Genomic DNA, 21,573 nt, shown 5'->3' with positions numbered 1-21,573 from the left:
GAGTAGATAATCAAGTTTCAAAAGTAAGTGGCTCCCGTTTGTCCGGATTAGTGGCTCTCACTGTTCCGGACAGGCGGCTCCGCCGCAACGGTATTTGCAGGATGAATTCGTTCCCCAAACAGTACATCATGTAACTATTGAAAGCATAACTTGTCATATATGTAAGTTTTATAATGTGGAATTGAATGACCTGATAGGCAAAAAGCGTTCAAAGCATATAAACATGCCCAGACAGATTGCCATGTATCTTTGCAGAAAGATGACAGATGAATCCTTTTTGAAAATTGGCATGTTCTTTGGCGGCAGGAATCATACAACAGTCATTCATGCCTGTGAAAAAGTTGAAAAGATGCGGGAAGAAGATAAAGGCTTTGACAAACTGATGCAACAGCATGAAGGAAAGGTATGTTCCACCTGAAAGAGTTTTTCATAAATTAAAAAGACAGGGCAGCTCTCATACAACTGCTTATACAACAATTGTGCAATTATAATTGTGGATTCAGTTGAGGATAATAAATAAAGCTGGGTGGTAACATGTTTTTAGACGATTCTCCGATTCGACAAGAAAGTGACGATTTACTTAACAGAAGTGAATTTGCTAAAAAAATAGGAGATTCTATTATTAATTTAAATGCTGAGAATGGATTATGTATTGGTATGTTTGGACCTTGGGGAAGTGGTAAAACATCAATCCTTTATATGCTGTTGGAGGAAATCAATCAAAAGGTTGCCAAGCAAAAAACAAGACCTATCATTTTATCTTTTAATCCTTGGAATTTTACAACAGCAGAACAGTTATTTCACCAGTTTTTTTATATGCTTGCAGATGAATTTGCAAGTAGTTCTGAACAGGCGATTAAGGAAATCGGAGATGCATTTAAAAAATATGCAAATATTGCAGCAGAGATTAGCTCCGTAACTCAGTTTAATGCGCTTCAACTCGCTTTTAGTTCTATTGGCGCCGTTAGCAAATTTTTATCGCCGAATAATATCTTGAATGACAATGACTTAACTAAACAACGAGATATTATTATAAAACGACTGCGAGAGCAAAAACAAAAGATAATTATTGTAATAGATGATATTGATCGCTTGCCAAATGATGAAATTCGTTTAATCTTCCAGTTAGTAAATTCAGTAGCAAAATTTCCAAATACAATTTATTTATTATCTTTTGATCGTAATATTGTTGCCAATGCGTTGTCTAAGATTCAAAACTCTGATGGGAATGATTTTTTAGAAAAGATTATTCAGGTTCCGATTGAAATTCCTGAGATAAGAGAAGATAGTCTTAATAAAATTTTGTTTACGAAGTTGGATGAAATACTTAAAACATATGGACTTGGACTTGATCAGGGACATTGGCAGTTTGTTTTTAAGGATTGTTTGGAAGGGAACGTAAAAACGATAAGGGATATAAATCGCCTTATTAATACATTGCACACGAAATGTCTTGTTGTTGGGAACGAAGTGGATTTTGCTGACTTGGTTGCCATTTCTTTTATTGAGAATAATTATCCAGATCTTTATTATTGGATAAAGAAGAATCCGGAAAAATTGGTTGGAGGAAAAGAGTTTTGGAAAGACCAAAATAAAAGTTATAAGTCTATTATCGAGGAACATAAAAATGAAATGGTGAATCTATTTCATAGCAATGGAGAATTATACAATGATATGCTTGGCGTTCTTTTTCCATATTGGTCACAATATAATTCTGAAACTACTGAAAAGCTGTGGCGAAAACGAAGAATAGGACATAAAGAGTTCTTTTACAGATATTTTTGCTTGGGCTTGGATAATGGACAAATTTCACGGGAGATTATTGATAAAGCGCTTTTTATCTTTGATGAACAGGATTTGTCAAATTTTTTAGATGAAGTTAATTATAATTATTCTGGGAAATTTTTTCTCAATGAATTAAGAGCTGCTTTAGAAGAATTAGGTGAAACCAGAAAGCTTTTGATAGCCAAAGTTTTGATTCGAAAAGCAGGTGCTTTTAAAGAAGAAAGGGAATCATTATTTGATTTTCCGATACATACATTAATTGAATTTGAAATTAAAAATTTGTTGAACAGTATAAAAGATGAGCATTTAGTTTATGGTTTATTAAAAGATGTAATAATAAATGCTGACGAAAATTCTGTGCTGATGGTTTCTAAATTAATTGATTCAATTAAGACATCGTATGAAAGATTAGCGGAGGATAATCAGAAACGAGATGATAATGTATTTTTGGTTTCAGAAGAGCATTTGTTGAAATGCGAGAAATTATTTAGTGATAAAATTTTACAGATTGCAAGGACTACGGATTTGTTTGATTTGCCTCATGCTGGACGTATTCTATATTTATTTGAAAGAGTTGATAATAAAAATTTTAATGATTATATTAACAGTAGAATTAATGATAGTCTTGAAATTTTAAAGTATCTGCAAACTTTTGCATCAGAGATTTATGTAAATGGTGTAAACAGTGGTTGGAATTATCAAAAAGAGTATGTTAAGCATTTGTCTGAAGATAAAATTGAAAAAGCATATACAGAAAGTCTTAAAGATGGTAGTATTTGGAAGCTTTCTGATGAAATGCAATTAAAAATTATTGCTTTTGAGTTTTCAAAAATGAAAAAAAGAGATTGGGAAGACTGTATTCCAAAATCAGTGGTTGAAAAAAGACTTAATGAGTTAAAGCAAACAAATATAAATTTTAGTTAATCAAAGGTTATAATTATGACAAAACCTAAAAAAGAAATAAAAGGATCAAGCATGGCAAACTTTAATTTAATGCCAAATTATTTTGATCCGCCTGATGTAAAAAAAGCATATGAAGCTATTAACAGCGAAAAGGAAAAATTTGGTAAGTATCATAAAGCTATTTTTCATGTTCATACGCCAGAATCATATGACTATAAATTTTATGAAGAGTGGGGGGAAGAATTATACAAAGGTAAAACAGCGGAAGAAATTGCAGAGATATTTTTTAAGTTATATAATCCCGAAGCAACAACATCTTTTATACATTCGCCAGAAGATATCGATATGTTTGATGATGAAAAACAATTTTGGTCATTTTTGGCGTTGGCAAAAACAATCGTTGATAAGGAAATAGAAATTATTGTAGTTGCAGATCATAACACAATTAATGGTGTAAAAAAATTAGAAGAAGCTATAAAACTATTAAACAATTTATCGCCTTTAAAAATTTATCCTGAAATCATTGGTGGTGTTGAAATTACTTGTGCTGATAGACTGCACGTGGTAGGAATTTTTGATTTCCGGAATAGAGATACAATAAAATTTTTAAAAGAATGGCTTCATAATTCGCTGTACAGTCTTAAAGACGGTGTTATTAAAACCAGTTTAGATGTTATTCAAATACTTAGGCAACATAGTATGTTGTCTTATATTGCCCATATTAATACATCTGAAATGTTGAATGGAAAAAAGATTTATTCTTCTGCTTACAGAAAAGAATTATTCGGTTTAGAAGAGTTAATGCTGTTAGGTATCAATGATATTTCCAAAGCCGAAAATGTGAAACAAAGATTACGGGAAATTGGTGTTAAGCATAGGGAAGTGAATTTTATTTTAGACAATGATTCCCATAGTATTGATACGATTGATAATAATATTGTTTGGATAAAAGGCGAAAAAATCGATTATGATATGATTGCTGAAGCAATCAATGATTATGACGTTTCTATAGCATTAGAAAGATTTGAACAACCGAATATCTTTATTAAAGGTGTCTATGTTGAAACAAAGTATTTATCTACCAATACTAATTTTTTAGTAAAAAACAAAGGTCAAACAGATGACTCTTTTGTAATCAGGTTTTCTAATGCGTTAAATTGTATTATTGGCGGACGCGGAACGGGTAAAAGTACTTTATTAAAACTGTTAGAATTTGCATTAACATTAAAATGTAATGATAGCACGGAATTGGAATATTTGTGCAGGCATGGTAATATTTGGATTCTATTTGAAAAAGAAAATGAACAATACATTGTTGGTATGTTGCTACCTTACTTAGATGATGAGAAAGCAAAAGATTATTACTATCTTGCGCCACAAAAAGAGATATATGACGATTACAGGAGGCAGCGTGTCAAAGATAAAATAGAAAAAGTAAAAAGAGAATCATTTAACAAGTTAATCAAAGTATACAAAGTAGATAATATCAAAGATAAAAAAGCGTTTCCAGCAATTAAGGATAAAAATGAAAAATCAAAAATCTTAAAAGAATTGTATGATACCAGTTATTCTGTTAATGACTTGGTAAATATCACTAATGATGAAAAAAAGTTGACTTCCTTTTTAAAATCAAGATTTCTTGTTAATCAAGAAAAATTTCCTCCCCTATCTAAAAGTGTTCGTTTTAAGAATCATAATGAATTTAAACAGTTTATAAAAAGAATACCAATAGTATTACGGGAACGTGAAGAAAACGTAGTGAATGAACTAAGGGAGTTCAATGAACAGAAGAATAATACATTGAAAATTGAATATAAACAGCAAAATGATGCTAATGATGAGTTTTCATTTGTACGTTGTTTTGAAAGTAATAGCTTTAGTGCGGGGAAATATTTTTTTGACTATAGTATTGACAGTAATGGAATATATGACTATCTCAATTATGTTTTGAACAAAATGACGATTTTTGAATTCTTTAATATGGTTACGAATCGACGGCAAGAACTTTATAAGTATTCGATTTTGCCGTATGTGCGCAGGTATGAAAAGCGGGGAATTCAGGAAATTAATAAGGATAACCAAACTGTAGTCATCGACAAAATTATTGACATTTTATTAAGCGATTATAATATTAATAATTACATTACAGAGTTTTTCAGGAGATACTTGGATAGTCTTGAAAAATTTGAATTATTTTTTGACCTAACAAGTAACTCTACTGATAAAAGAAGAGCCCATGATTTTAGAAATGTTAAACAGATTTCTCTTGGTCAAAAGGTTATTGCTATGCTTAGTTTTATTCTAGCGTTTAGTGATTACAACCGAGATTTTAGGCCATTGCTTATAGATCAACCAGAAGATAATTTAGACAGTCAATATATTTATGGTAATCTTGTTCAAAGGTTAAGGCAAATTAAAGATAAAAGACAGGTTATTATTGCAACACATAATGCGACCATTGTTACTAATGCAATGGCTGATCAAGTTTGTGTTATGTATTCCGATGGAAAGAACGGATGGATTGAGACTCGTGGCTATCCGGGTACAGAACGAATTAAAAAAGCTATTATAAAATATTTAGAAGGTGGGACAGACTCGTTTAAGCATAAGGAAAAGATTTATAGGAAAGTATTGGACAACACTTGATTAAGCTAAAAGGATAAGCATAATTCTGCTGAATATAAGATTTGATTTTTAAATGGATTATTATATGTCTATAATGCTGTTTATTATTAATTATCCGTGAGGTACCCCACCATGCAGCTACCAAAATCAGAACAACTGAATATTGCAAGCTTATCCCGCCTCTTCGATAACAAGGCGGAATGCTACAAGCTGTTCTGGTTTCAGGCGATTCTGAATCATGTCTGCAGGGGGCAGCAGGAGATTCGTTTTGAGGAACTCATCGACGATATGATCGCCAACGCCTGGTACATGGTGACGGAGTATCATCTCAACCTGGGCTCCGGGAGCGGAAGCTGGAGAAGGTTAAAAAATATTGGAAGCTGCTTTCGGAGCTGGCGCCGATTCATGAAATCTACGGGGAGAATCGGCTGGCGCCGGAGAACATTTCCATCGATCACTTTGTGCCCTGGTCCTATGTGGCCCATGATGAGTTTTGGAATCTGCATCCCACCACCCGGGCCATCAACAGCAGCAAGAGCAATCGTCTGCCGGAGTGGGAGTTGTATTTTCCGCGTTTTGCCGGTCTGGAGTATTTGTCGTATCAGATGATGTGGAAGTATGAGGCGGTGCGGAACGAGTTCAAAAAGTGCGCCAGGGAGCATCTGAACAATCCGGAGATCGGGCGCCGGCTGTATCGTGAGGGGCTGGAGGCGGAGGAGTTTACGCAAATGCTGCGGGAGGTCGTCTATCCGATTTATCTTTCGGCAAAGACCTGCGGGTTCAGCAGTTGGGAGTATGAGCCGGGCGAGCATGAGCCGGGCCCGCGGCCGGTGTCCGGTGATTTGTTGTGTCCGGTGAATGGCTGCGCGTTTCCGGAGGATGGGGAAACGTTGTTTAAGGTTGCGGAGAGAAAATGGTAATTTTAACTTAACTTGATTAATATAAGTTTAAATGAAAGTCAGCGAAAAGTCAGCGCAAAGTCAGCGCAAATAAGTGAGGGAAAGCGCATATTTAGGCATGTTTCAATTTGTTTGAGTCAGCGCAAAGTCAGCGAAAAGTCAGCGCAAAAAACTTTGCCAAGGGCAGTACAGGTTTAAGTACAAATCGGAAATGTAACTAAGGATGTCACTAAGACCATAGTTAATTATGGGTTGCGGAGAGAAAATGAGGCTCATGCATTCCATAATTAATTTATCCGAAATTTTAAAATGTTGGCGCCGGATATGCGAGTAAAAGTGATTTAAGGGAGGGAAATTATGGCTGAAATATATTATTCTCTCGGTGAAGAAACCGAACAGATTGAATTTAAAAAAAGTACCGGTGAAATGAAAGAAGCTGTTATTTCTATTGCTGCAATACTGAATAAGCATGGGAAAGGCGATCTTTATTTTGGCGTTAAAAATAACGGCGATGTGATTGGACAGGAAATTTCTGATAAAACGACAAGGGAAGTGAGCCAGGCAATAGGGAGTCATCTGCGACCAGTCATATATCCTGAAATTATGAAAGAAACGTATGGCGGAAAAACTGTTGTGCATGTAAAATTTGAAGGACATATGCAGCCGTATTCGGCTTTTAATATTCCCCGGATTCGCGTGGCTGACGAAGATCTTGTCATGTCACAACAGGTTTACGCAGAACTGATTCGTAAAAGAGATGATTTTAGGGAGTCTTGGGAACGGAAAATTTCTGAATATCATGTTGCAGATGTTGATATGGAAGTGTTTTCCCGTTATTTGAAGCGTGCTAAGGAAGTCGGGCGTATTGTTTTTGAAAACGAAGCGCCGCAAATTGTTTTAGAAAAGTTGGGACTGACAAACGGTGATCATCTCCTTAATGCGGGAGCTGCGCTTTTTGTTAATTGTGGTATTAACGATTTGCAAATGGCCAAGTTTGCGACAAATGAACGCATTACGTTTACGGATATACGCAGGCACACAGGGTCGATTTTGGGTCTTATCGAAATTGCCATGCAGTATCTGATTGACGCTATGGACTGGCGGGCTGAATTTAATGGCAAGCTTCGTCGTGATGAAATACCGGAAGTTCCCGTAGACGCATTGCGCGAGGCCGTTGTCAATGCGTTTGCGCATCGTCAGATTGAATCCGGCCAAAGTATCCAAATTATGATTTACAAAAATCGTATTGAAATATATAGTCCGGGCGTTTTTCCAGAGAGGATTACTCCTGAAGCGTTTGCAGAAGGCAATAAGATGGCAATTCGCCGGAACCAGTTGATTACCCAGGTATTGTATTATTCAAAGGATATGGAAACCTTTGCGACAGGTCTGAAAAAGATTAAGACACTCTGTGGAGAAGCAGGCGTCAGATATGAATTTAAAAAAGAAGAGTATGGATTTACGGTTGTGTTCTATCGTCACTGCGGTGAAGGTTGGGGATGGAGCGGTGAGAAGGATTATGTGAGGGACAATGTCCCTCACGGTGACCCTCACAGTGTCCTTCATGAAAAAACGTTGGAAGAAATTATTGAAGAATTGATTCGTGCTGATAATAAAGTAACACGTGCACAGATGGCAGAAAAAATCGGTGTAAGTGTAAAAACTATTGCCCGAAAACTAAAGGAAATGAAACATATCGCCTTTGTTGGAAGTGGTAATAATGGTCATTGGGAAATCAAAGAGTAGTATGAAAAGTTGCCGATTTGCGGAGAGAAAATGAGTTTGGATTATTATGACGCTCATGCAAAAGAATATGCGGAACTGACCGTGAAAGCGGATATGTCTCCGGCTTATGACCGGTTTTTGGCGTATCTTCCTGCGGGCGCGGCTATTTTGGATGCAGGCTGCGGCAGCGGGCGCGACAGTTTGTGTTTTATGAAAAAGGGGTATGATGTGACCATGCTGGACGCGTCCGGGGAGATGTGTAAGTGCGCGGAGGCGTTGACCGGACAAAAGGCGTTGTGCATGGGGTTTCATGAAATAGAGTTTGCGGATCGGTTTGATGGCATTTGGGCCTGCGCGTCGTTGCTTCACGTTTCGGAAAAGGAATTGGAAAACGTTCTTGTAAAATTCCACCGTGCGCTGAAACGGGACGGCGTTTTGTACGCGTCATGGAAATATGGAGAGGCGGAACGTATGGACGGCGGACGATTTTACTGTGACATGACGGAAGAAAAGTTGCGGCGTGTGTTGGCGCGTGTGGGTCTGTTCGACTGTCTGGAGTGCTGGGTGGCGGAGGATGCGCTGCCCTCGGGCCGGGAGCAGAAGTGGCTGAATGTGGTGTGGAGGAAGTGTCATAGAGAGGATCCTGTGGTGAGAAAATGAATCGAAAACGTAGGGTATCAACCAGGAAGAAAAAGGCAATCCTTTCTGCCGTTGCGGCTGGAGTTTGGTTCAGCGGCTTGTTCCTGCCGCAAACGGCCGGGGCGGTGGATCAGGTTACGATTGGCTGGGACGGCAAAGCGGTTTTTGATGTGAAATATTACGGCGCCAGCGATTCCACGAAGGATCGGGCGGATTTTTTTCAACAGTTTGTAAACGTAAAGAAAGGTTATTCCGCCCTTGCGTATGATTTAACAGGCGATATTAAAAACGGCTTGAATAAGTCGTTCCGATGGTGGGCGGAAATTCTGGGTCCGGGCGCAACCATGTCCCAGCCGGCACAGTATTTTGTGGGAACTTTCGATGAAGAAAATGCCGGAGCGTTGGCTTATATCTTCAAAAACGGAGTCGAAACAAGCGATCCCCATCTGTTTAAGGAAATTTTCCAGAGCGGGCAAAGGGTGCCGCAGTTTGATGATGTTGCTGCGTTTATGCGTAACAAAAATGAGTATGAGAAGAATGGCGTTGGGTTTGGGACCATCCTGATCGGGCAGTATGTGGGATATGATGATTTGCACGATGGCGGGTATGGTTTTGTGAATTCCGTGTATGAGGCAAATCCTACGCCGCTGATTCTTTCGCAGGTTGATATTGCGCCGATTATGTTCCATGAGATCGGTCACAGTTTGGGTATTTCTTCCCATCGTGACAAGATTATAGAGCAAACAGTGAGCGGCAAGAAATACACCTTATACGGATTTAAGGATTTTGACGAAACCGGGTTTGAAGCGCATCTGTATGATCAATACGGAACAAGGGCCACACCGAATGCTTTCATTTTGCCGTCGAAAAAGGATCTTTCATCCGTGAATGCCGTACTGGAGGCAAATCCCGCGCTGAAAGCGAAATTCAAACCGGAACATGTTTTCTATGTACCGGATACGGCGGAGTCGAAAAAGGATGGAAAGATTTATCTGTATTTTGCGGGCAAACACGTTACGGATGTGTTGGACGGAAAAACGTTCACCCGGGGTGACGGGCAGCAGATCAGCGGAATTCCGATTAACACGTGGGAGTACGGGGTGCCGAATCTGAGTCATTTGGAATTGGCCAGAAGCATGATGAGCCACCAGTTATACAGAAGTTATGTAAATTTTATGGAAGCGGAGCTGGCGGCGCTGCAGGATATTGGGTATCAGATTGACAGAAAAAATTTTTACGGGCGGTCGATTTATAATGATGGCCTGACGCTGACTAATGAGCAGGGGTTTTCGGCCCGGAAAGATGGCCGGTATGTGGACGGCTATAATACGGCTACCTTTGGGATCGGCTTGCATGTGTATGGCTCCAACAATACTATTACCCAGGCCGGTAATGTGTTTGCGAAGGGGGCCGGTGCGGTGGGTATCCGCGTTGACGGAGTCAATAATACCATTACGGTTCCCAAGGGTACGGAAATTCACGCGGACGGAAGTTATAACGACGGGATCCTAATTGCCTACGGAAAAAATCACAGGGTCAATGTGGAAGGTACGGTTACTGCCACCGGGGAAAGCGGGAATGCGTTAAGTTTTGATTTCGGTTCCAACGCGATTGGCACAAGTACGGAATATCGCGGTTCTTTCTTCCGGTACCGGAGAGGGATTTTAAATAATGTCGTGTATGAAGCAAAGAATCTCGGCCTGAATGAGATTTACAATGATACGGATGCCTGGAGTTTTTCCGATGTAAAGAACAGTGACCTGAATGCGCCGATGGTGAATACGGTGAATATTTCCGGCAAACTGATTGCGAATCCGGAAACCTTCGGCAATGCGATTTATATTGATTCAACGGCGTTTGTTGACACCATTAACATTAACGACGGCGCGGAGATTAAGGGCAATATTCATTCACAGTGGAAGCATTTCACGCCGCATATGGGGATCTATGATTATGAAACACCGGTTGAGACGCAGTTTACATATCCCGATGGCACGCGTACAAAACTGGAAGGGTTGATGCTGCAGTATAAGGGCGGCGTGTATCCTTACACAAAATATATTCCCGACCTTGTGACGAAATTAAATTTCAATACCACCATGGCGTATGACGGGGACATTGACGGCATGGACAATATGAAGATCAATGTCAACGGCAATTTGGTGTATGGCGGTTCGGCGGATGTTGTCAGTGTGAATGTGGCAGAAGGCGCGGGTCTTTTCGGCGGAACGTTTACGGTCAATGACATGAGCGGAAAGATGGCGGCGGGTTTTTCGGATGACACCACGGGAAAGTTTTTCAATCACGGCACCATCGGTTCCGCGTACAGCGACAGGTCTATGACGATTCGCGGCCGGTTGATTTCTGACGGCACCTTAAGCGGGTACGGCGGCGGTGCGTTGGGTGATATCGTGGTGAAGGGCGCGGCGGCTATTGACGGCTCGAAGATTTCTGCGGTCAATATGCTGCCGGATGAGACCATGACGGTGTTGAAGGCGGATTCCGTCACCGGGCAGATACGGAATGATGTGGGAAATCCTGTGGAGATTTCCGGTTTGCTGAAGGGGTACGGCACGGTGTCGGGGAAGGACGTGAAGTTTACTTCCCAGTATTCCGATAATCTGGGCGAATTGTCCGCTTCGCAGCGTGAGGCGCTGGGGGCGGTGAATGCGATGCTTGCCGGTTTGAATCAGGACAGCCGGAAGTCGGAGCTGCGGAAGATTTACAATTTGGATGCAGGGAGTACGAAGAGGGCGCTTGACCAGATCGGGTATTCGCCGGCTCCGCAGATGATGAGTGCGGTGCAGGCGGGCAGCGTGGCCAATCGGGTGATTTCCGACAGGCTGACTGCGGCGTTTTCCCCACAGGAAGTGAGCGCGGATGTGCCGGTTCCTGTCAATCGTTCTGTTGACGGGGCGGAGGATAAGGCGTTGACGGTGCCGGTGAAGTTGGAAGTTCCGGTGCAGGCCGACAATGATGTCTGGGTGAAGTTCACAAAGAACTGGGGCGAATTGAAGGGCGACGCAGATTATCACGGCCAGGCGATTTCCGGCGGCTATGACAGGGCCATCGGCAAACATTGGCGTGGAGGTCTGTTTGTCAGCTATGATGCGAAAAGTCTGGGGGCGGACCATTCCGGCGGCAATATGTACGACACGCGCTTCGGTGTGTATGGCGGATACCACAGGAATGCCGATGACGCGTTTATTTATATGGACGGCGGCAGGATCCGGAACAAGCTGCACAGAAGTATTCCGGCCCTGGGCCTGGGGACGGAGGCAAAGTACCATTCCAATATTTTTGAAATCGGCGGCGAGTACAGGCATAACCTGCAGCCGGAACGAACCTGGCAGATTTCGCCTTTCGTCAATCTGCAATATTCCAGCATGAAACAGGAGGCGTTTGCGGAAACAGGGGCGGGGATTTTTAATCACCATGTGGATGCGAAGCGCAACAATTATTTTGCCGGACAACTGGGCGTGGAGTTTAAACGGCAGTTGCGGCACGGGCACTATGCGGCCCGGATCGGGGTAAAGTATGCCTTCGCTGGGGCGGATCCTGCGCTGAGTTTCAGCTATGAAGGGGACGCGGGGCATGCGTACAGGCTGGAGAACAATCAGGATAAAACCCACGTTGTACTTTCCATCGGCGGAGAGAATGAATTTGCCCATGGCTGGATGCTCGGGGGAGACGTGCAGCTGCAAAAAGGCCGCCATGACAGAGATGTCTCGGCTTCTGTGATGGTGAGGAAAGTGTGGTAAGACTTGTTTAAGGTTGAGGAAGGGAATTGACTATTCCTATTATTACGAGACGGAAGAATGAATGTATAGTTAATTATGGCTTGCGGAGAGAAAATGAAACGGAGTTATTATGACAGGCATCCTTAATGTCATGCGCTTGTCGCGGTGTATGTGTGGAAATATAGGGTTCGGAGGAATCCGTGAAGCAGGAAGGGTGGCACATGATGAACACAGAGGAAATTAAGCTCAGGATCCATGAAGAATCTGACTTATTTAGTCCGTTAGATCCCGATCAGCGAATTCTGTCAGATGAAGTTATCTCATACCTGAGCCGCAACTATCAAACGATGTACCAAAAGTACCTGACTAAAAATGGAAACTATGTCCTTCATATCTTCAGCGATACGCCTGTGAATGAAGCGCATGTAAAGGACGCGATCCGCGGACATTTTGTACACGAAAAGGATAACATTCAGTTTTTATCGAAAATAGAAACGTATAAAATGCATGCTCTTGGAATTTTGGGAACGCTGTTTCTTTCCGCAAGTTATCTGCTGTCGCATTACACGGAGGGCGTGTTTGTAGAAATTTTGACGATTATTGGCTGGGTTGCAATCTGGGAAGCTGCCGGCGGCGTCATTTTAAGACGCCCGGAGCTCTACCATTTTCGAAAAAAATATGACTTTGCGCTAAAGACGGAAATCATCATTGATGTCTTGCCCGGGACTGAAGTTGCAGGGAAGAGGTAAAGGTTCTCATTTTGTTTTTGTCCAGCATTTTTCTTTCAGGAATTTCGTAATGGTAGTTGCGTCATCGGTTTCGTAAAAAGTCACCAGCAGTTTTTTAAATTCCGGAACATCGGGTGCGGGTGTAATACAAATAAGGAGAGAATCATTATGCCGATCAACAAAAATGAACTCACGATGGAACGGGTGAGGAAGGTATTGTCCGGCTTTTCCGTTTGTTTGCTGCTGCTTCTTTTTTGTGGATCATCCGCGCTGGCAGCGGAGATCTTCAGGGAGACCGTTCCCCTGGAGCGGAACCGTGTGCCGTTGCATCTGGAACGGTACGTAGAGAAGGACGGTAAGAGGAAGCAGCCCCTCCTGCTCGTGCATGGGGTAACCTATTCGTCCCATGAGTTCGATGTGGATTATAAAGATTACAGCCTGGCGCGCTATTTCGCCGGGCATGGGTTTGAAGTCTGGCTGCTGGATATTGCGGGGTTTGGCAATTCCGGCAGTGTCGGGGACGGCTTCCGGCCGGATTCCGATTACGCGGCGGAAGACATCGCGGCGGCTGTGCGGTGTATAATGCAGCGCGATCAGGTTTCCTTCGTGGATGTGCTGGGGTGGAGCTGGGGAACCGTAACAAGCGGGCGTTTTGCGGCGCGTCATCCCGAAATGGTGCGCAGGCTTGTGCTCTACGCTCCGATTGTGGCAGGGCTTGGAGAACAGCAGGTGGCTGAACCGTTCCATACAAATACATGGATCCATGCGGCGGAGGATTTCCAGACCGCTCCGGACGGCGGCATTGATTTCCGCATTGTGGAAAAGTCTGTGGCGGACACCTATCTTTCCAACGCCTGGCGCAATGACAAAACGTCCAGCCCCAACGGCGGCCGGAGGGATTTGCTGGTAAGCCCGGATACAAGGCTGATTCCCACGGCGGATATCAAAGTTCCGACGCTCATCATCGTCGGTTCCAAAGATCCCTATGTATCCCCGGCGTTATGCGAAGAGGCGTATAAAACGCTGCCGGACAGGAATTCCCGTCTGGAGATCATAGAGGGCGGGGGTCACGCGATGCTCATGGAGCGGCCCTATTACAGAAGATTCCGTGCAAAGGTCAGGGCCTTCCTCAGCAGGGGCGCAAGGTAAATCGAAGTTTACAGGAGAAGAGGTATGGAAAATGACGGCCGGCGTTTTTTCCGTGTGATTTCAAACCAGGTAAGGTTTGGCTGCGGATTCAGAACGGTTGAAGGCAGGAAACAGTATTTTGCCTGGCACGGATATCCCAACCGGAACGACGATTTCTTTACTACAACAGAAATCAGCGAAATGGAATTTTTACAGATAGGCAGCGAATACCCGCGGGAAATACAGGCTGACAGGGAAACGGCAGAAATTTTCCGGGAAAAATACATAGAGGGTCATAAGGTTCTTTTGGAAGGTTGGAACAAACTGTTATAATGAGCATTATAGCCACTTAGGAGCTGTTAGTATGTTTGAAGTAATCTGCAGGGAAATTAAAATCATGCTGGTAGACACCTGGGTTTTGGGCCTGACATTGGAAGTCTGCCTGATTTATTTCCTGGGTATGGCTGTGCTGTCTAATTGGCAAAATAACAAAGCAATTTCTGTCGGATTAGTGCTGTTGGGTATTTTTGCTTTTGCAAAGACAATTTTAATGTTGTATGCTTCCCACCCGTTTTTCTGCATAGGTATGGTTATAGTCGGATTATGTACGTTATGGTTGTTCAGATAAAAGAGGATTATACACAGACTGATTTAAGGCGGCGCAGGGGTAACTTGCGCGGGGAGGAATAATCATGAGAAGTTGTATAAGGATGGGAGAGACCTGGCTGGATTGGGATGTCAACCGCGATTACTGCCATGCAGAGGGTGATCCCATGATTCCCTTTGCGGCAGAGGTTGCCTTTGTGAGCGCCTACAGAATGAGATTCTTTAATGACAAGCTGGGCTACAGTCCGGTGCTGAAGAAGTATCAGCGGGTCATTGACGAACAGCTTTACTTCAGGCTGGGGATTTGAAATATATATGCAAAAGGATATTTACCTATGGATACACGCGTTTATGAATACGGCAATCCGGATTCATCCACTGTTTTGCTTCAGATGGTGGATGACCATGATCTGGCTGTGATAGAAAATGAAGTGGCGGCTATCCGGAAGACGGCGGATGGCTGCCTGGCAGGGCAGGGAGTTGAATGTGTTCTGGAGTGGAACAAGGGAAATCATTTTAAAGAGCCGGACATAAAAACGGCAAAAGCGTTTGCCTGGCTGTTAGGGAATTGATTGGTGTTGGGAAGAAAGTAAGTTGAAAAAGAGGTTTATCCATGAAGGATTTTAAAATTTCTATCCGTTTTTTTGATGACGCGCCGGTCCGCTCAGTCTGGGATGATGCAAGCGCAAAATGGTGGCTTTGCGCAGTGGATGTGGTAGCGGCTATAGCGGATACTACAAATCCGCGGATATACTGGTATACGGTAAAAAGAAGAAATAATCAGTTGCTTGCAAATTGCAAGCAACTGAAATTGCCGGCCAGTGATGGGAAAAAATATAAAACAGATGTGATTGATGAAACAACGCTGAATTCATTAATGGCGGTAATTCGCAGCAACAAAAAAGGCGTTTTTATCAAATGGCTCACATCTGTTAATAATTCAGTTGATGAAAAAAGTAAACAGAAAGCCTATATGTTATTTGAGAGTGGCCTGATCCAATCTGTTGAAGTGGGTACGATTCGCGGCTTGCAGCAGATTCATGCTGCCTTGTTTGACGGACTGTATGATTTTGCCGGGCAGATTCGGTCAAAGAACATCAGCAAAGGCGGGTTTGAATTTGCCAATGCCCAATTCTTACCGGAGACTCTTCATAAGATTGAACAAATGCCTGAAGAAACGTTGCAGGAAATTGTGGCCAAATATGTTGAAATGAATATTGCTCATCCTTTTATGGAAGGCAATGGACGCAGCATGCGCATCTGGCTCGACTTGATTTTGAAAAAGAATCTGTCTTGTTGTGTGGACTGGAGTAAAATCAACAAAAAGGATTATCTGGCAGCGATGGAAAAAAGCGTGCTGGATGAAATGCCTGTTTTTAATTTGATACAGGACGCGTTAACTGACCGGATTGATGATAGGGAAATGTTTATGAAGGGAATTGACTATTCCTATTATTACGAGACGGAAGAATGATTGTAATGTAAAAAACCGGTTACAAGTTGTAACCGGTTGAAAATAAAAGAAGCCAACGGTGAGAGAGAAGATTAACTTTTCGTCATCTTGGGAACACCTTCATCAAGCCAAGCGATTTCGTTTTCAACTTCCCAAAAATTATTGCCTTCAAAAATTTTTGCTTCTAAAAATTTCTTTTTAATCAAGTCCAAGTTGGAATCAGCAATTTCAAAAACTCGTTCCCATTTCAGAGTATTATTCGGCTCGAGAAGGGAATGGTAGTAAAGGTTATCTTCATTTTCGGCTTGCCACTTGTCAACAAAAAAGAAATTGGTTTGTTTTTTTTCGTCAAATTGTGCTTCGCACCAATAGATATAACCTTTATAAAAAAGAGTGGCTTCGTTGAACCAGCCAGTATCTAAAAACTGTTCCAAATTTCCGTTGATCATAGCCCATAAACCTCCAGATATTTTTTATATTTATAGTATATCACTGAGTTTTCTGTTTCGGAAAGCTTGCCGCCCATAATTCTTTCCAGATTTGGTTTAAATAAATGGAAATGCAATACGTATTCATGACGGTTTCCAGTTAAGCTTTGTTCTGGGTGATAAGCGATTTCAATAATGGGAAAGCCTTTTTCGTCATATTCTCTTAATGCGCGAAAAGAACCATCAGGATTTTCCTTGATATATTTTCGTTTTGGCGTATGCGAATAGTCAGGCAATCCGTGAAAACCTTCATTGCCTTTCAGAACTACAGCCTCCAAAATGTTACTAACAGGGCTGTATTCACTAGTTGTTACGTGCCCATTTAGAATAAACGCGCCTCTTGATGACATTTTAAATCACTCCTTTCGGGATACTCTTATCCCAATTAATTAGTTTTGGTTGCCAAAATTTACAGTGCCTGTCCCAGTTACCAAATGATTCTTCATAAAGAACGATGCAGACGTCATCGTCCATACCTCGTAATTTATCACCAACGCAAATTAGCTTTGACGCGGGGAACCTTTTTCGTAGTTCGAAGTAACCATTCATAAATAATTCATATGAGTTTGGGTTATTTGTTCCAAGGGTAGATATAATAAATGTTCCACCGTCCTTTAATCCTGCAAAGCACAAGTCATATGTTTCAGCGGTTAACCATCCAACCGTCGGTATTACTGTTCTTCCATGCGCCTGCATAAAAGCACCAGACCAACGGTTATCATAAACAGCAGCAAGAATATATCTAAAGTCCATTTTAATATCCATACTAAAATCAAAAGATGAAACAGCAAAATATTTAGCTGTTCGCTTCAAATATTTATAAGGGTTAACAAATGTACGCAGCAGTGTATCGTCATAGCAAAATGAATGGATAATTTTCTTTTCTGGTATTTTATCTTTAGGGGATATGTTTTTCATGTTAGTCAGCCATAGCCCATTGTTTATCTGCGAAATATCTATTGGTGTTGGTTCGATAAAGGGAATGTTATGAATGTCTCGTTCAATAAATTCTGGCAGGGGATAAAGCAGATTAATGTAATCTCTATTTTTGTAAACTGGCATAATTTCTCCTTGTTAGCATGTAAGCAAGCTTGCTTACAATGAATTTTAAAAAATACAGCGGTGTTACCGCTGAGTATTTTAAAAGATGCTTGGTTGGGTTTGTTCTTTGGCTAAATCAAAATCGGATTTAAGTATTTTTAAATCGCAGAGACGATAAAAAGCTGCCTTCTTTGAAACGTTGAAAGTTTCAGAAACCAGTGCTGTAAAATATTCGGGTGAAAAATTTTTAAGTTTTAATAAATTCATAACAGCTGTTTCTGGCATTAATAAACCAGATGAAAATTTATCAGCATGCCATTCCATCCAACGTTTGTTGTCCCACGTTTTTGTGTTGGTATTTGAATAATTCTGATTAACTTCTTTGCATTGAATAAAAGGTTCTTCTTCCTCAAACAAACAAAGCTGATCAGGGTTGTAGCCATGGAATTTTCTATGAAATACCCAGTGTCCGCTTTCGTGGCCTGCGGTAAAACGATAGGGATGCTCCATATTATCGGCTAATAACGTGTTGTCGATGATTACGGTTCCATGCTTTACACTCAGGTAGTCAGCACAGTTTTCTTCCGGTTTGTAAATCACTACTTTGTTTGTATCGTTAAATACCGTCATTCCGAGGTATCTGCCATCGTGTGAGAGATATTGATAATCGAGGGTTAACCCCAGATAAAACTCTAAAAAAGCTTCCACATCCAATGGCTGTGGTTTATAAAGAATCTCAGGTGAAAAATCCCTGACATAATTTTCAGCTATGTCGCAAATTTCTTTTTTGCTTAGATATGGTATACCATTGTGGTCTTGCTTAAAATGCGGACGATACATTTGCTTAACCCTTTCGGCTTTTCAAGTCATCAATAAAAGATTGCCAATCTTTTTCATCTGCTCCTAAATCCCGGGCTGTTCTTAAAGCGGAAGCTACATAGTCGTTACTTTTTATGTAATTTGGTAAATCAGGGGCAATAGAATCTTTTTGTTTACCTGCCAAATCAAACATTAATGCTTTTTCTGATTCCGTTAGAGTGAAATAGTTTGCTAGTATTTCAAGTTTCTCAATAGATGGCGCATTTCTGCGTCCCTTTTCAATATCGCTGATATACGGCGCAGAGACATCAAGTACTTTTGCCATTTCACGATAAGAGATTTTTTTTTCGAGACGTTTCTGGTTAAGGAAATCTCCAAAATTTTTATATTCGGTACTCATGCTCTTCCCTCCTAAAAAACATGTAAGCTTACCTGTTAACAGTCTAACTTAAAATACTCATAATGTCAAGAGTTACAGCGCAGAAGATAATTAAAAGCTTCAAGATTTAAGGGAGAAGGGAAAACTGATTTCGCGAAGAATTATATGAAGTGAGGTAATACAGATTTATGAACTGCACGGATTTTATTAACATTTTAGCTATTATATGTTCTCCGGTAATAGCTGTTTTTGTTGGGCGTTTTCTTCAAGATAGAGAGAAAAATAGAAATGATAAGATGGAGATTTTTAAAATATTAATGATGAACCGGGGACTTGGATGGAGCTATGAAAATGCGAAAGCACTGAATATAATAGAAATTGTTTTTGCTGATGATGATAATGTGTTAAAACAATGGAAACTGAAATATATTCTATGTAAAGCGCATATTTAGGCATGTTTCAATTTGTTTGAGTCAGCGCAAGTCAGCGTAAAAGTCAGCGCAAGTCAGCGCAAAAAAACTTTGCCAATGAAGAGATGTCTGGTAATTGAGTCCTTAACGTTCAAAGAAGAGGTGGAAGAAAAGTTGCAACGTGTGTTGGCGCGTTCGGGTCTGTTCGAATGCATAGAGTGATGCGCTGCCCTCGGGCCGGGAGCAGCGGTGGCTGAATATGGTGTTGGGGAAGAGGTAAGGGAAGGATATTGCCTATGGATACACGCGTTTATGAATACGGCAATCCGGATTCATCTACTGTTTTGCTTCAGATGGTGGATGACCATGATCTTGCCGTGATAGAAAATGAAGTGGCAGCTATCCGGAATATGGCGGATGACTTTCGTTTGCTTGCCGTTAAAGTGAAGAACTGGAATCTGGATCTGTCTCCCTGGAATGCGCCGGCCGTGTTCGGAAAAGAGGGCTTCGGCGGTGGCGCGGCGAAAACACTGGCTGCTGTGCTGGATTTATGCTCGGACGGCAGCAGACAGTATTATGTGGGAGGTTATTCTTTGGCCGGTCTGTTTGCTTTGTGGGCGGCGTATCAGACGGACGTGTTTGCCGGGGTGGCGGCGGCGTCGCCTTCGGTCTGGTTTCCCGGTTTTGCGGATTACATGGAAGAGCATGCGATAAAATGCAGGCGGGTTTATCTGAGTCTGGGGGACAGGGAAGAGAAGGTGCGGAATCCGGTGATGGCTGCTGTGGGAGAGAATATTCGCAGGGCGTATGACTGCCTGGCAGGGCAGGGAGTTGATTGTGTGCTGGAGTGGAACCGGGGCAACCACTTTACGGAGCCGGACATAAGAACGGCGAAGGCGTTTGCCTGGCTGATAGGGAATTGATTGGTGTTGGGGAAGAAAGTAAAGAGGCTGCAAAAAATGTTGGAGGAAATCTGATGAAATTAAAAGCAAAGGAATACAAAAAGTTTGAGGATATAAAGAGAACTAGGGAAGATGCGGGCTTTGTCAGGGGGAATAGTTTGTGAAAGAGGAATGTTTGATTTGCAGTGCCCCTCTGGAATATCTTACACAAATTCTCAGAGAGAGTAAAAATGTTGTGTTCTTCGGTGGCGCCGGGATGTCCACGGAGTCCGGGGTGCCGGATTTTCGCAGCGCGAATGGAATCTACAGCCAAAGGCTCCACCAGGAGTTCCGTCCGGAGGAGATGGCTTCCCACAGTTTCTTTGTGAATCATACGGAAGCGTTCTTCGAGTTTTACAGGGAACACAGGATATTCCGGAACATTCAGCCCAATGCAGGGCATATCGCGTTGGCGGAACTGGAGCGGCGCGGCATTCTGAAAGCTGTCGTCACGCAGAATATTGACGGGCTGCATCAGCTGGCGGGTTCAAAAACCGTGTATGAGCTGCACGGTTCCATTCTCCGGTGGCCGTGCCTGCAGTGCGGCAGGGTGTATCCGGTGGACTATGTGTTGCAGGAAGAGAACAAGCCGATCCCTTATTGCGAAGACTGCGGCGGCATCGTCCGGCCGGGCGTGGTGCTTTACGAGGAAGGCCTGGATTCCGAAGTGGTGCATAACGCGGTCCGCGCCATCGGCGAAGCGGATACGCTGATCATCGGCGGCACGTCACTGGTGGTCTATCCGGCGGCGGGGCTGATCGATTATTTCCGGGGTCGCCATCTTGTTCTGATCAACAAGACCGAAACGAAAGCAGATTCCAGGGCCGAGCTTGTCATTCGCGACGCCATCGGGAAGGTGTTGTCGGCGGCGGTAGCCGGGATTTGACAAAACATTATGGCAGAATTATGATAATACGAAACAGGGGGGACTATACTCAACAGCCGTGGAAGAAAACGGCTCCGGTTTTGACGAGAGAAAAACGGACGCCAGTGTCAATTTTGCCGAACCTGTTTTGTATATATAATTAAAGGCAGTTATTATTTAACATAAAGGGGGATCCTGTTATGCCGATTAGCAAAAACGAACTTACAAAAGAAATGATTGCAAAAGCGATGCAATGCCAAACTGCGGAAGAGTTGATTGTATTAGCTAAGTCTGAAGGTATTGAGTTGACCAAAGAAGAAGCTGAGGCGTACTTAGAAGAATTTTCCGATGTCGAATTGGACGAGACTTCGCTGCAACATGTTGCGGGCGGAGCCTACA

24 protein-coding genes are annotated in these 21,573 nt (G+C 42.2%); 19 read left to right on the top strand and 5 right to left on the bottom strand.

The genetic code is table 11. From position 1 onward, the window contains the following. Nucleotides 1–94 precede the first annotated feature (94 nt). From QZV31_RS11935 to fic, 14 genes are all read left to right on the top strand, one after another. Nucleotides 95–418: a helix-turn-helix domain-containing protein gene (locus tag QZV31_RS11935; protein ID WP_295360931.1), complete on the top strand. Its 324-nt coding sequence runs from the start codon at nt 95–97 to the stop codon at nt 416–418. A 116-nt stretch (nt 419–534) separates the two neighbouring features. Then, nucleotides 535–2,709 carry a P-loop NTPase fold protein gene (locus QZV31_RS11930; RefSeq protein WP_295360928.1) on the top strand — a complete coding sequence of 725 codons (2,175 nt, stop codon included), beginning with the start codon at nt 535–537 and terminating at the stop codon, nt 2,707–2,709. A 15-nt stretch (nt 2,710–2,724) separates the two neighbouring features. After that, on the top strand, nt 2,725–5,334 hold the full coding sequence (locus tag QZV31_RS11925) for a Spaf_1101 family AAA-like ATPase (RefSeq protein ID WP_295360925.1): 2,610 nt from the start codon (nt 2,725–2,727) through the stop codon (nt 5,332–5,334). Between the two features lie 440 nt (nt 5,335–5,774). Further along, a complete protein-coding gene (locus QZV31_RS11920) occupies nt 5,775–6,233 on the top strand; it encodes a hypothetical protein (RefSeq protein WP_366508728.1) in 459 nt (152 codons plus the stop codon). 336 nt (nt 6,234–6,569) lie between these two features. Then, entirely contained in the window at nt 6,570–7,958 is a 1,389-nt protein-coding gene (locus tag QZV31_RS11915; protein WP_295360922.1) for an ATP-binding protein, read from the top strand. A 30-nt stretch (nt 7,959–7,988) separates the two neighbouring features. Then, the gene (locus QZV31_RS11910; protein WP_295360920.1) at nt 7,989–8,597 is read left to right on the top strand and encodes a class I SAM-dependent methyltransferase; all 609 of its coding nucleotides are present in this window, start codon (nt 7,989–7,991) and stop codon (nt 8,595–8,597) included. Then, the gene (locus QZV31_RS11905; protein WP_295360917.1) at nt 8,594–12,337 is read left to right on the top strand and encodes an autotransporter outer membrane beta-barrel domain-containing protein; all 3,744 of its coding nucleotides are present in this window, start codon (nt 8,594–8,596) and stop codon (nt 12,335–12,337) included. Before QZV31_RS11910 ends, QZV31_RS11905 begins: the two co-directional genes overlap by 4 nt. Nucleotides 12,338–12,516: 179 nt before the next feature. Further along, nucleotides 12,517–13,065 (top strand): hypothetical protein, encoded by a 549-nt coding sequence (locus QZV31_RS11900; protein WP_295360914.1) that lies wholly within the window; start codon nt 12,517–12,519, stop codon nt 13,063–13,065. A gap of 147 nt (nt 13,066–13,212) precedes the next feature. Next, nucleotides 13,213–14,193 carry an alpha/beta hydrolase gene (locus tag QZV31_RS11895; RefSeq protein WP_295360913.1) on the top strand — a complete coding sequence of 327 codons (981 nt, stop codon included), beginning with the start codon at nt 13,213–13,215 and terminating at the stop codon, nt 14,191–14,193. Between the two features lie 24 nt (nt 14,194–14,217). Next, nucleotides 14,218–14,505, top strand: a complete 288-nt coding sequence (locus QZV31_RS11890) for a hypothetical protein (RefSeq protein WP_295360910.1) — start codon at nt 14,218–14,220, stop codon at nt 14,503–14,505. Between the two features lie 31 nt (nt 14,506–14,536). Beyond that, nucleotides 14,537–14,800, top strand: a complete 264-nt coding sequence (locus QZV31_RS11885; protein WP_295360908.1) for a hypothetical protein — start codon at nt 14,537–14,539, stop codon at nt 14,798–14,800. Between the two features lie 64 nt (nt 14,801–14,864). After that, nucleotides 14,865–15,086, top strand: coding sequence for a hypothetical protein (locus QZV31_RS11880; protein WP_295360906.1), 222 nt, complete (start codon nt 14,865–14,867; stop codon nt 15,084–15,086). A gap of 27 nt (nt 15,087–15,113) precedes the next feature. Beyond that, nucleotides 15,114–15,350, top strand: coding sequence for a hypothetical protein (locus QZV31_RS11875; protein ID WP_295360903.1), 237 nt, complete (start codon nt 15,114–15,116; stop codon nt 15,348–15,350). A 41-nt stretch (nt 15,351–15,391) separates the two neighbouring features. After that, nucleotides 15,392–16,252 carry a protein adenylyltransferase Fic gene (fic, locus tag QZV31_RS11865; protein WP_366508727.1) on the top strand — a complete coding sequence of 287 codons (861 nt, stop codon included), beginning with the start codon at nt 15,392–15,394 and terminating at the stop codon, nt 16,250–16,252. 71 nt (nt 16,253–16,323) lie between these two features. Here fic and QZV31_RS11860 read toward each other — a convergent pair whose 3' ends face one another. The 5 genes from QZV31_RS11860 to QZV31_RS11840 all read right to left on the bottom strand — a co-directional run bounded on the left by QZV31_RS11860 (nt 16,324) and on the right by QZV31_RS11840 (nt 18,979). Then, nucleotides 16,324–16,680, bottom strand: a complete 357-nt coding sequence (locus QZV31_RS11860; RefSeq protein ID WP_295360900.1) for a hypothetical protein — start codon at nt 16,678–16,680, stop codon at nt 16,324–16,326. Further along, nucleotides 16,677–17,069 carry a hypothetical protein gene (locus QZV31_RS11855; RefSeq protein ID WP_295360897.1) on the bottom strand — a complete coding sequence of 131 codons (393 nt, stop codon included), beginning with the start codon at nt 17,067–17,069 and terminating at the stop codon, nt 16,677–16,679. Before QZV31_RS11855 ends, QZV31_RS11860 begins: the two co-directional genes overlap by 4 nt. A 1-nt stretch (nt 17,070) precedes the next feature. After that, the gene (locus QZV31_RS11850) at nt 17,071–17,781 is read right to left on the bottom strand and encodes a DUF4417 domain-containing protein (RefSeq protein WP_295360895.1); all 711 of its coding nucleotides are present in this window, start codon (nt 17,779–17,781) and stop codon (nt 17,071–17,073) included. A 78-nt stretch (nt 17,782–17,859) separates the two neighbouring features. Then, nucleotides 17,860–18,600: an ImmA/IrrE family metallo-endopeptidase gene (locus QZV31_RS11845; RefSeq protein ID WP_295360892.1), complete on the bottom strand. Its 741-nt coding sequence runs from the start codon at nt 18,598–18,600 to the stop codon at nt 17,860–17,862. 4 nt (nt 18,601–18,604) lie between these two features. Beyond that, nucleotides 18,605–18,979, bottom strand: a complete 375-nt coding sequence (locus tag QZV31_RS11840) for a helix-turn-helix transcriptional regulator (protein WP_295360890.1) — start codon at nt 18,977–18,979, stop codon at nt 18,605–18,607. Between the two features lie 167 nt (nt 18,980–19,146). Here QZV31_RS11840 and QZV31_RS11835 point away from each other — a divergent pair, with 167 nt between their 5' ends. From QZV31_RS11835 to QZV31_RS11815, 5 genes are all read left to right on the top strand, one after another. Continuing rightward, a complete protein-coding gene (locus tag QZV31_RS11835) occupies nt 19,147–19,410 on the top strand; it encodes a DUF6680 family protein (RefSeq protein ID WP_295360888.1) in 264 nt (87 codons plus the stop codon). Nucleotides 19,411–19,664: 254 nt separating this feature from the next. Next, the gene (locus tag QZV31_RS11830; protein ID WP_295360885.1) at nt 19,665–20,291 is read left to right on the top strand and encodes a hypothetical protein; all 627 of its coding nucleotides are present in this window, start codon (nt 19,665–19,667) and stop codon (nt 20,289–20,291) included. Further along, complete coding sequence (locus tag QZV31_RS11825) at nt 20,288–20,434, top strand: hypothetical protein (RefSeq protein ID WP_295360883.1); 147 nt, start codon at nt 20,288–20,290, stop codon at nt 20,432–20,434. Before QZV31_RS11830 ends, QZV31_RS11825 begins: the two co-directional genes overlap by 4 nt. After that, nucleotides 20,431–21,195, top strand: coding sequence for an NAD-dependent protein deacylase (locus QZV31_RS11820; protein WP_295360880.1), 765 nt, complete (start codon nt 20,431–20,433; stop codon nt 21,193–21,195). Before QZV31_RS11825 ends, QZV31_RS11820 begins: the two co-directional genes overlap by 4 nt. A gap of 179 nt (nt 21,196–21,374) precedes the next feature. Continuing rightward, nucleotides 21,375–21,573 (top strand): hypothetical protein (locus tag QZV31_RS11815; protein WP_295360877.1); only part of this gene is annotated, 199 nt, incomplete at its 3' end.

The organism is uncultured Succiniclasticum sp., assembly GCF_902793885.1.
GTDB lineage: Bacteria > Bacillota > Negativicutes > Acidaminococcales > Acidaminococcaceae > Succiniclasticum.
Note: the sequence above shows the minus strand (reverse complement) of the source record. Positions and strands in the feature narration are given on the sequence as shown.

Excerpts from the sequence above, each read along its gene's own strand:
- QZV31_RS11895 (WP_295360913.1), top strand. The coding sequence starts at position 13,213 with ATGCCGATCAACAAAAATGAACTCACGATGGAACGGGTGAGGAAGGTA.
- QZV31_RS11855 (WP_295360897.1), bottom strand. The coding sequence starts at position 17,069 with ATGTCATCAAGAGGCGCGTTTATTCTAAATGGGCACGTAACAACTAGT.
- QZV31_RS11925 (WP_295360925.1), top strand. The coding sequence starts at position 2,725 with ATGACAAAACCTAAAAAAGAAATAAAAGGATCAAGCATGGCAAACTTT.
- QZV31_RS11930 (WP_295360928.1), top strand. The coding sequence starts at position 535 with ATGTTTTTAGACGATTCTCCGATTCGACAAGAAAGTGACGATTTACTT.
- QZV31_RS11910 (WP_295360920.1), top strand. The coding sequence starts at position 7,989 with ATGAGTTTGGATTATTATGACGCTCATGCAAAAGAATATGCGGAACTG.
- fic (WP_366508727.1), top strand. The coding sequence starts at position 15,392 with ATGAAGGATTTTAAAATTTCTATCCGTTTTTTTGATGACGCGCCGGTC.
- QZV31_RS11905 (WP_295360917.1), top strand. The coding sequence starts at position 8,594 with ATGAATCGAAAACGTAGGGTATCAACCAGGAAGAAAAAGGCAATCCTT.
- QZV31_RS11875 (WP_295360903.1), top strand. The coding sequence starts at position 15,114 with ATGGATACACGCGTTTATGAATACGGCAATCCGGATTCATCCACTGTT.
- QZV31_RS11860 (WP_295360900.1), bottom strand. The coding sequence starts at position 16,680 with ATGATCAACGGAAATTTGGAACAGTTTTTAGATACTGGCTGGTTCAAC.
- QZV31_RS11915 (WP_295360922.1), top strand. The coding sequence starts at position 6,570 with ATGGCTGAAATATATTATTCTCTCGGTGAAGAAACCGAACAGATTGAA.
- QZV31_RS11845 (WP_295360892.1), bottom strand. The coding sequence starts at position 18,600 with ATGTATCGTCCGCATTTTAAGCAAGACCACAATGGTATACCATATCTA.
- QZV31_RS11840 (WP_295360890.1), bottom strand. The coding sequence starts at position 18,979 with ATGAGTACCGAATATAAAAATTTTGGAGATTTCCTTAACCAGAAACGT.
- QZV31_RS11880 (WP_295360906.1), top strand. The coding sequence starts at position 14,865 with ATGAGAAGTTGTATAAGGATGGGAGAGACCTGGCTGGATTGGGATGTC.
- QZV31_RS11885 (WP_295360908.1), top strand. The coding sequence starts at position 14,537 with ATGTTTGAAGTAATCTGCAGGGAAATTAAAATCATGCTGGTAGACACC.
- QZV31_RS11830 (WP_295360885.1), top strand. The coding sequence starts at position 19,665 with ATGGATACACGCGTTTATGAATACGGCAATCCGGATTCATCTACTGTT.
- QZV31_RS11835 (WP_295360888.1), top strand. The coding sequence starts at position 19,147 with ATGAACTGCACGGATTTTATTAACATTTTAGCTATTATATGTTCTCCG.
- QZV31_RS11890 (WP_295360910.1), top strand. The coding sequence starts at position 14,218 with ATGGAAAATGACGGCCGGCGTTTTTTCCGTGTGATTTCAAACCAGGTA.
- QZV31_RS11850 (WP_295360895.1), bottom strand. The coding sequence starts at position 17,781 with ATGCCAGTTTACAAAAATAGAGATTACATTAATCTGCTTTATCCCCTG.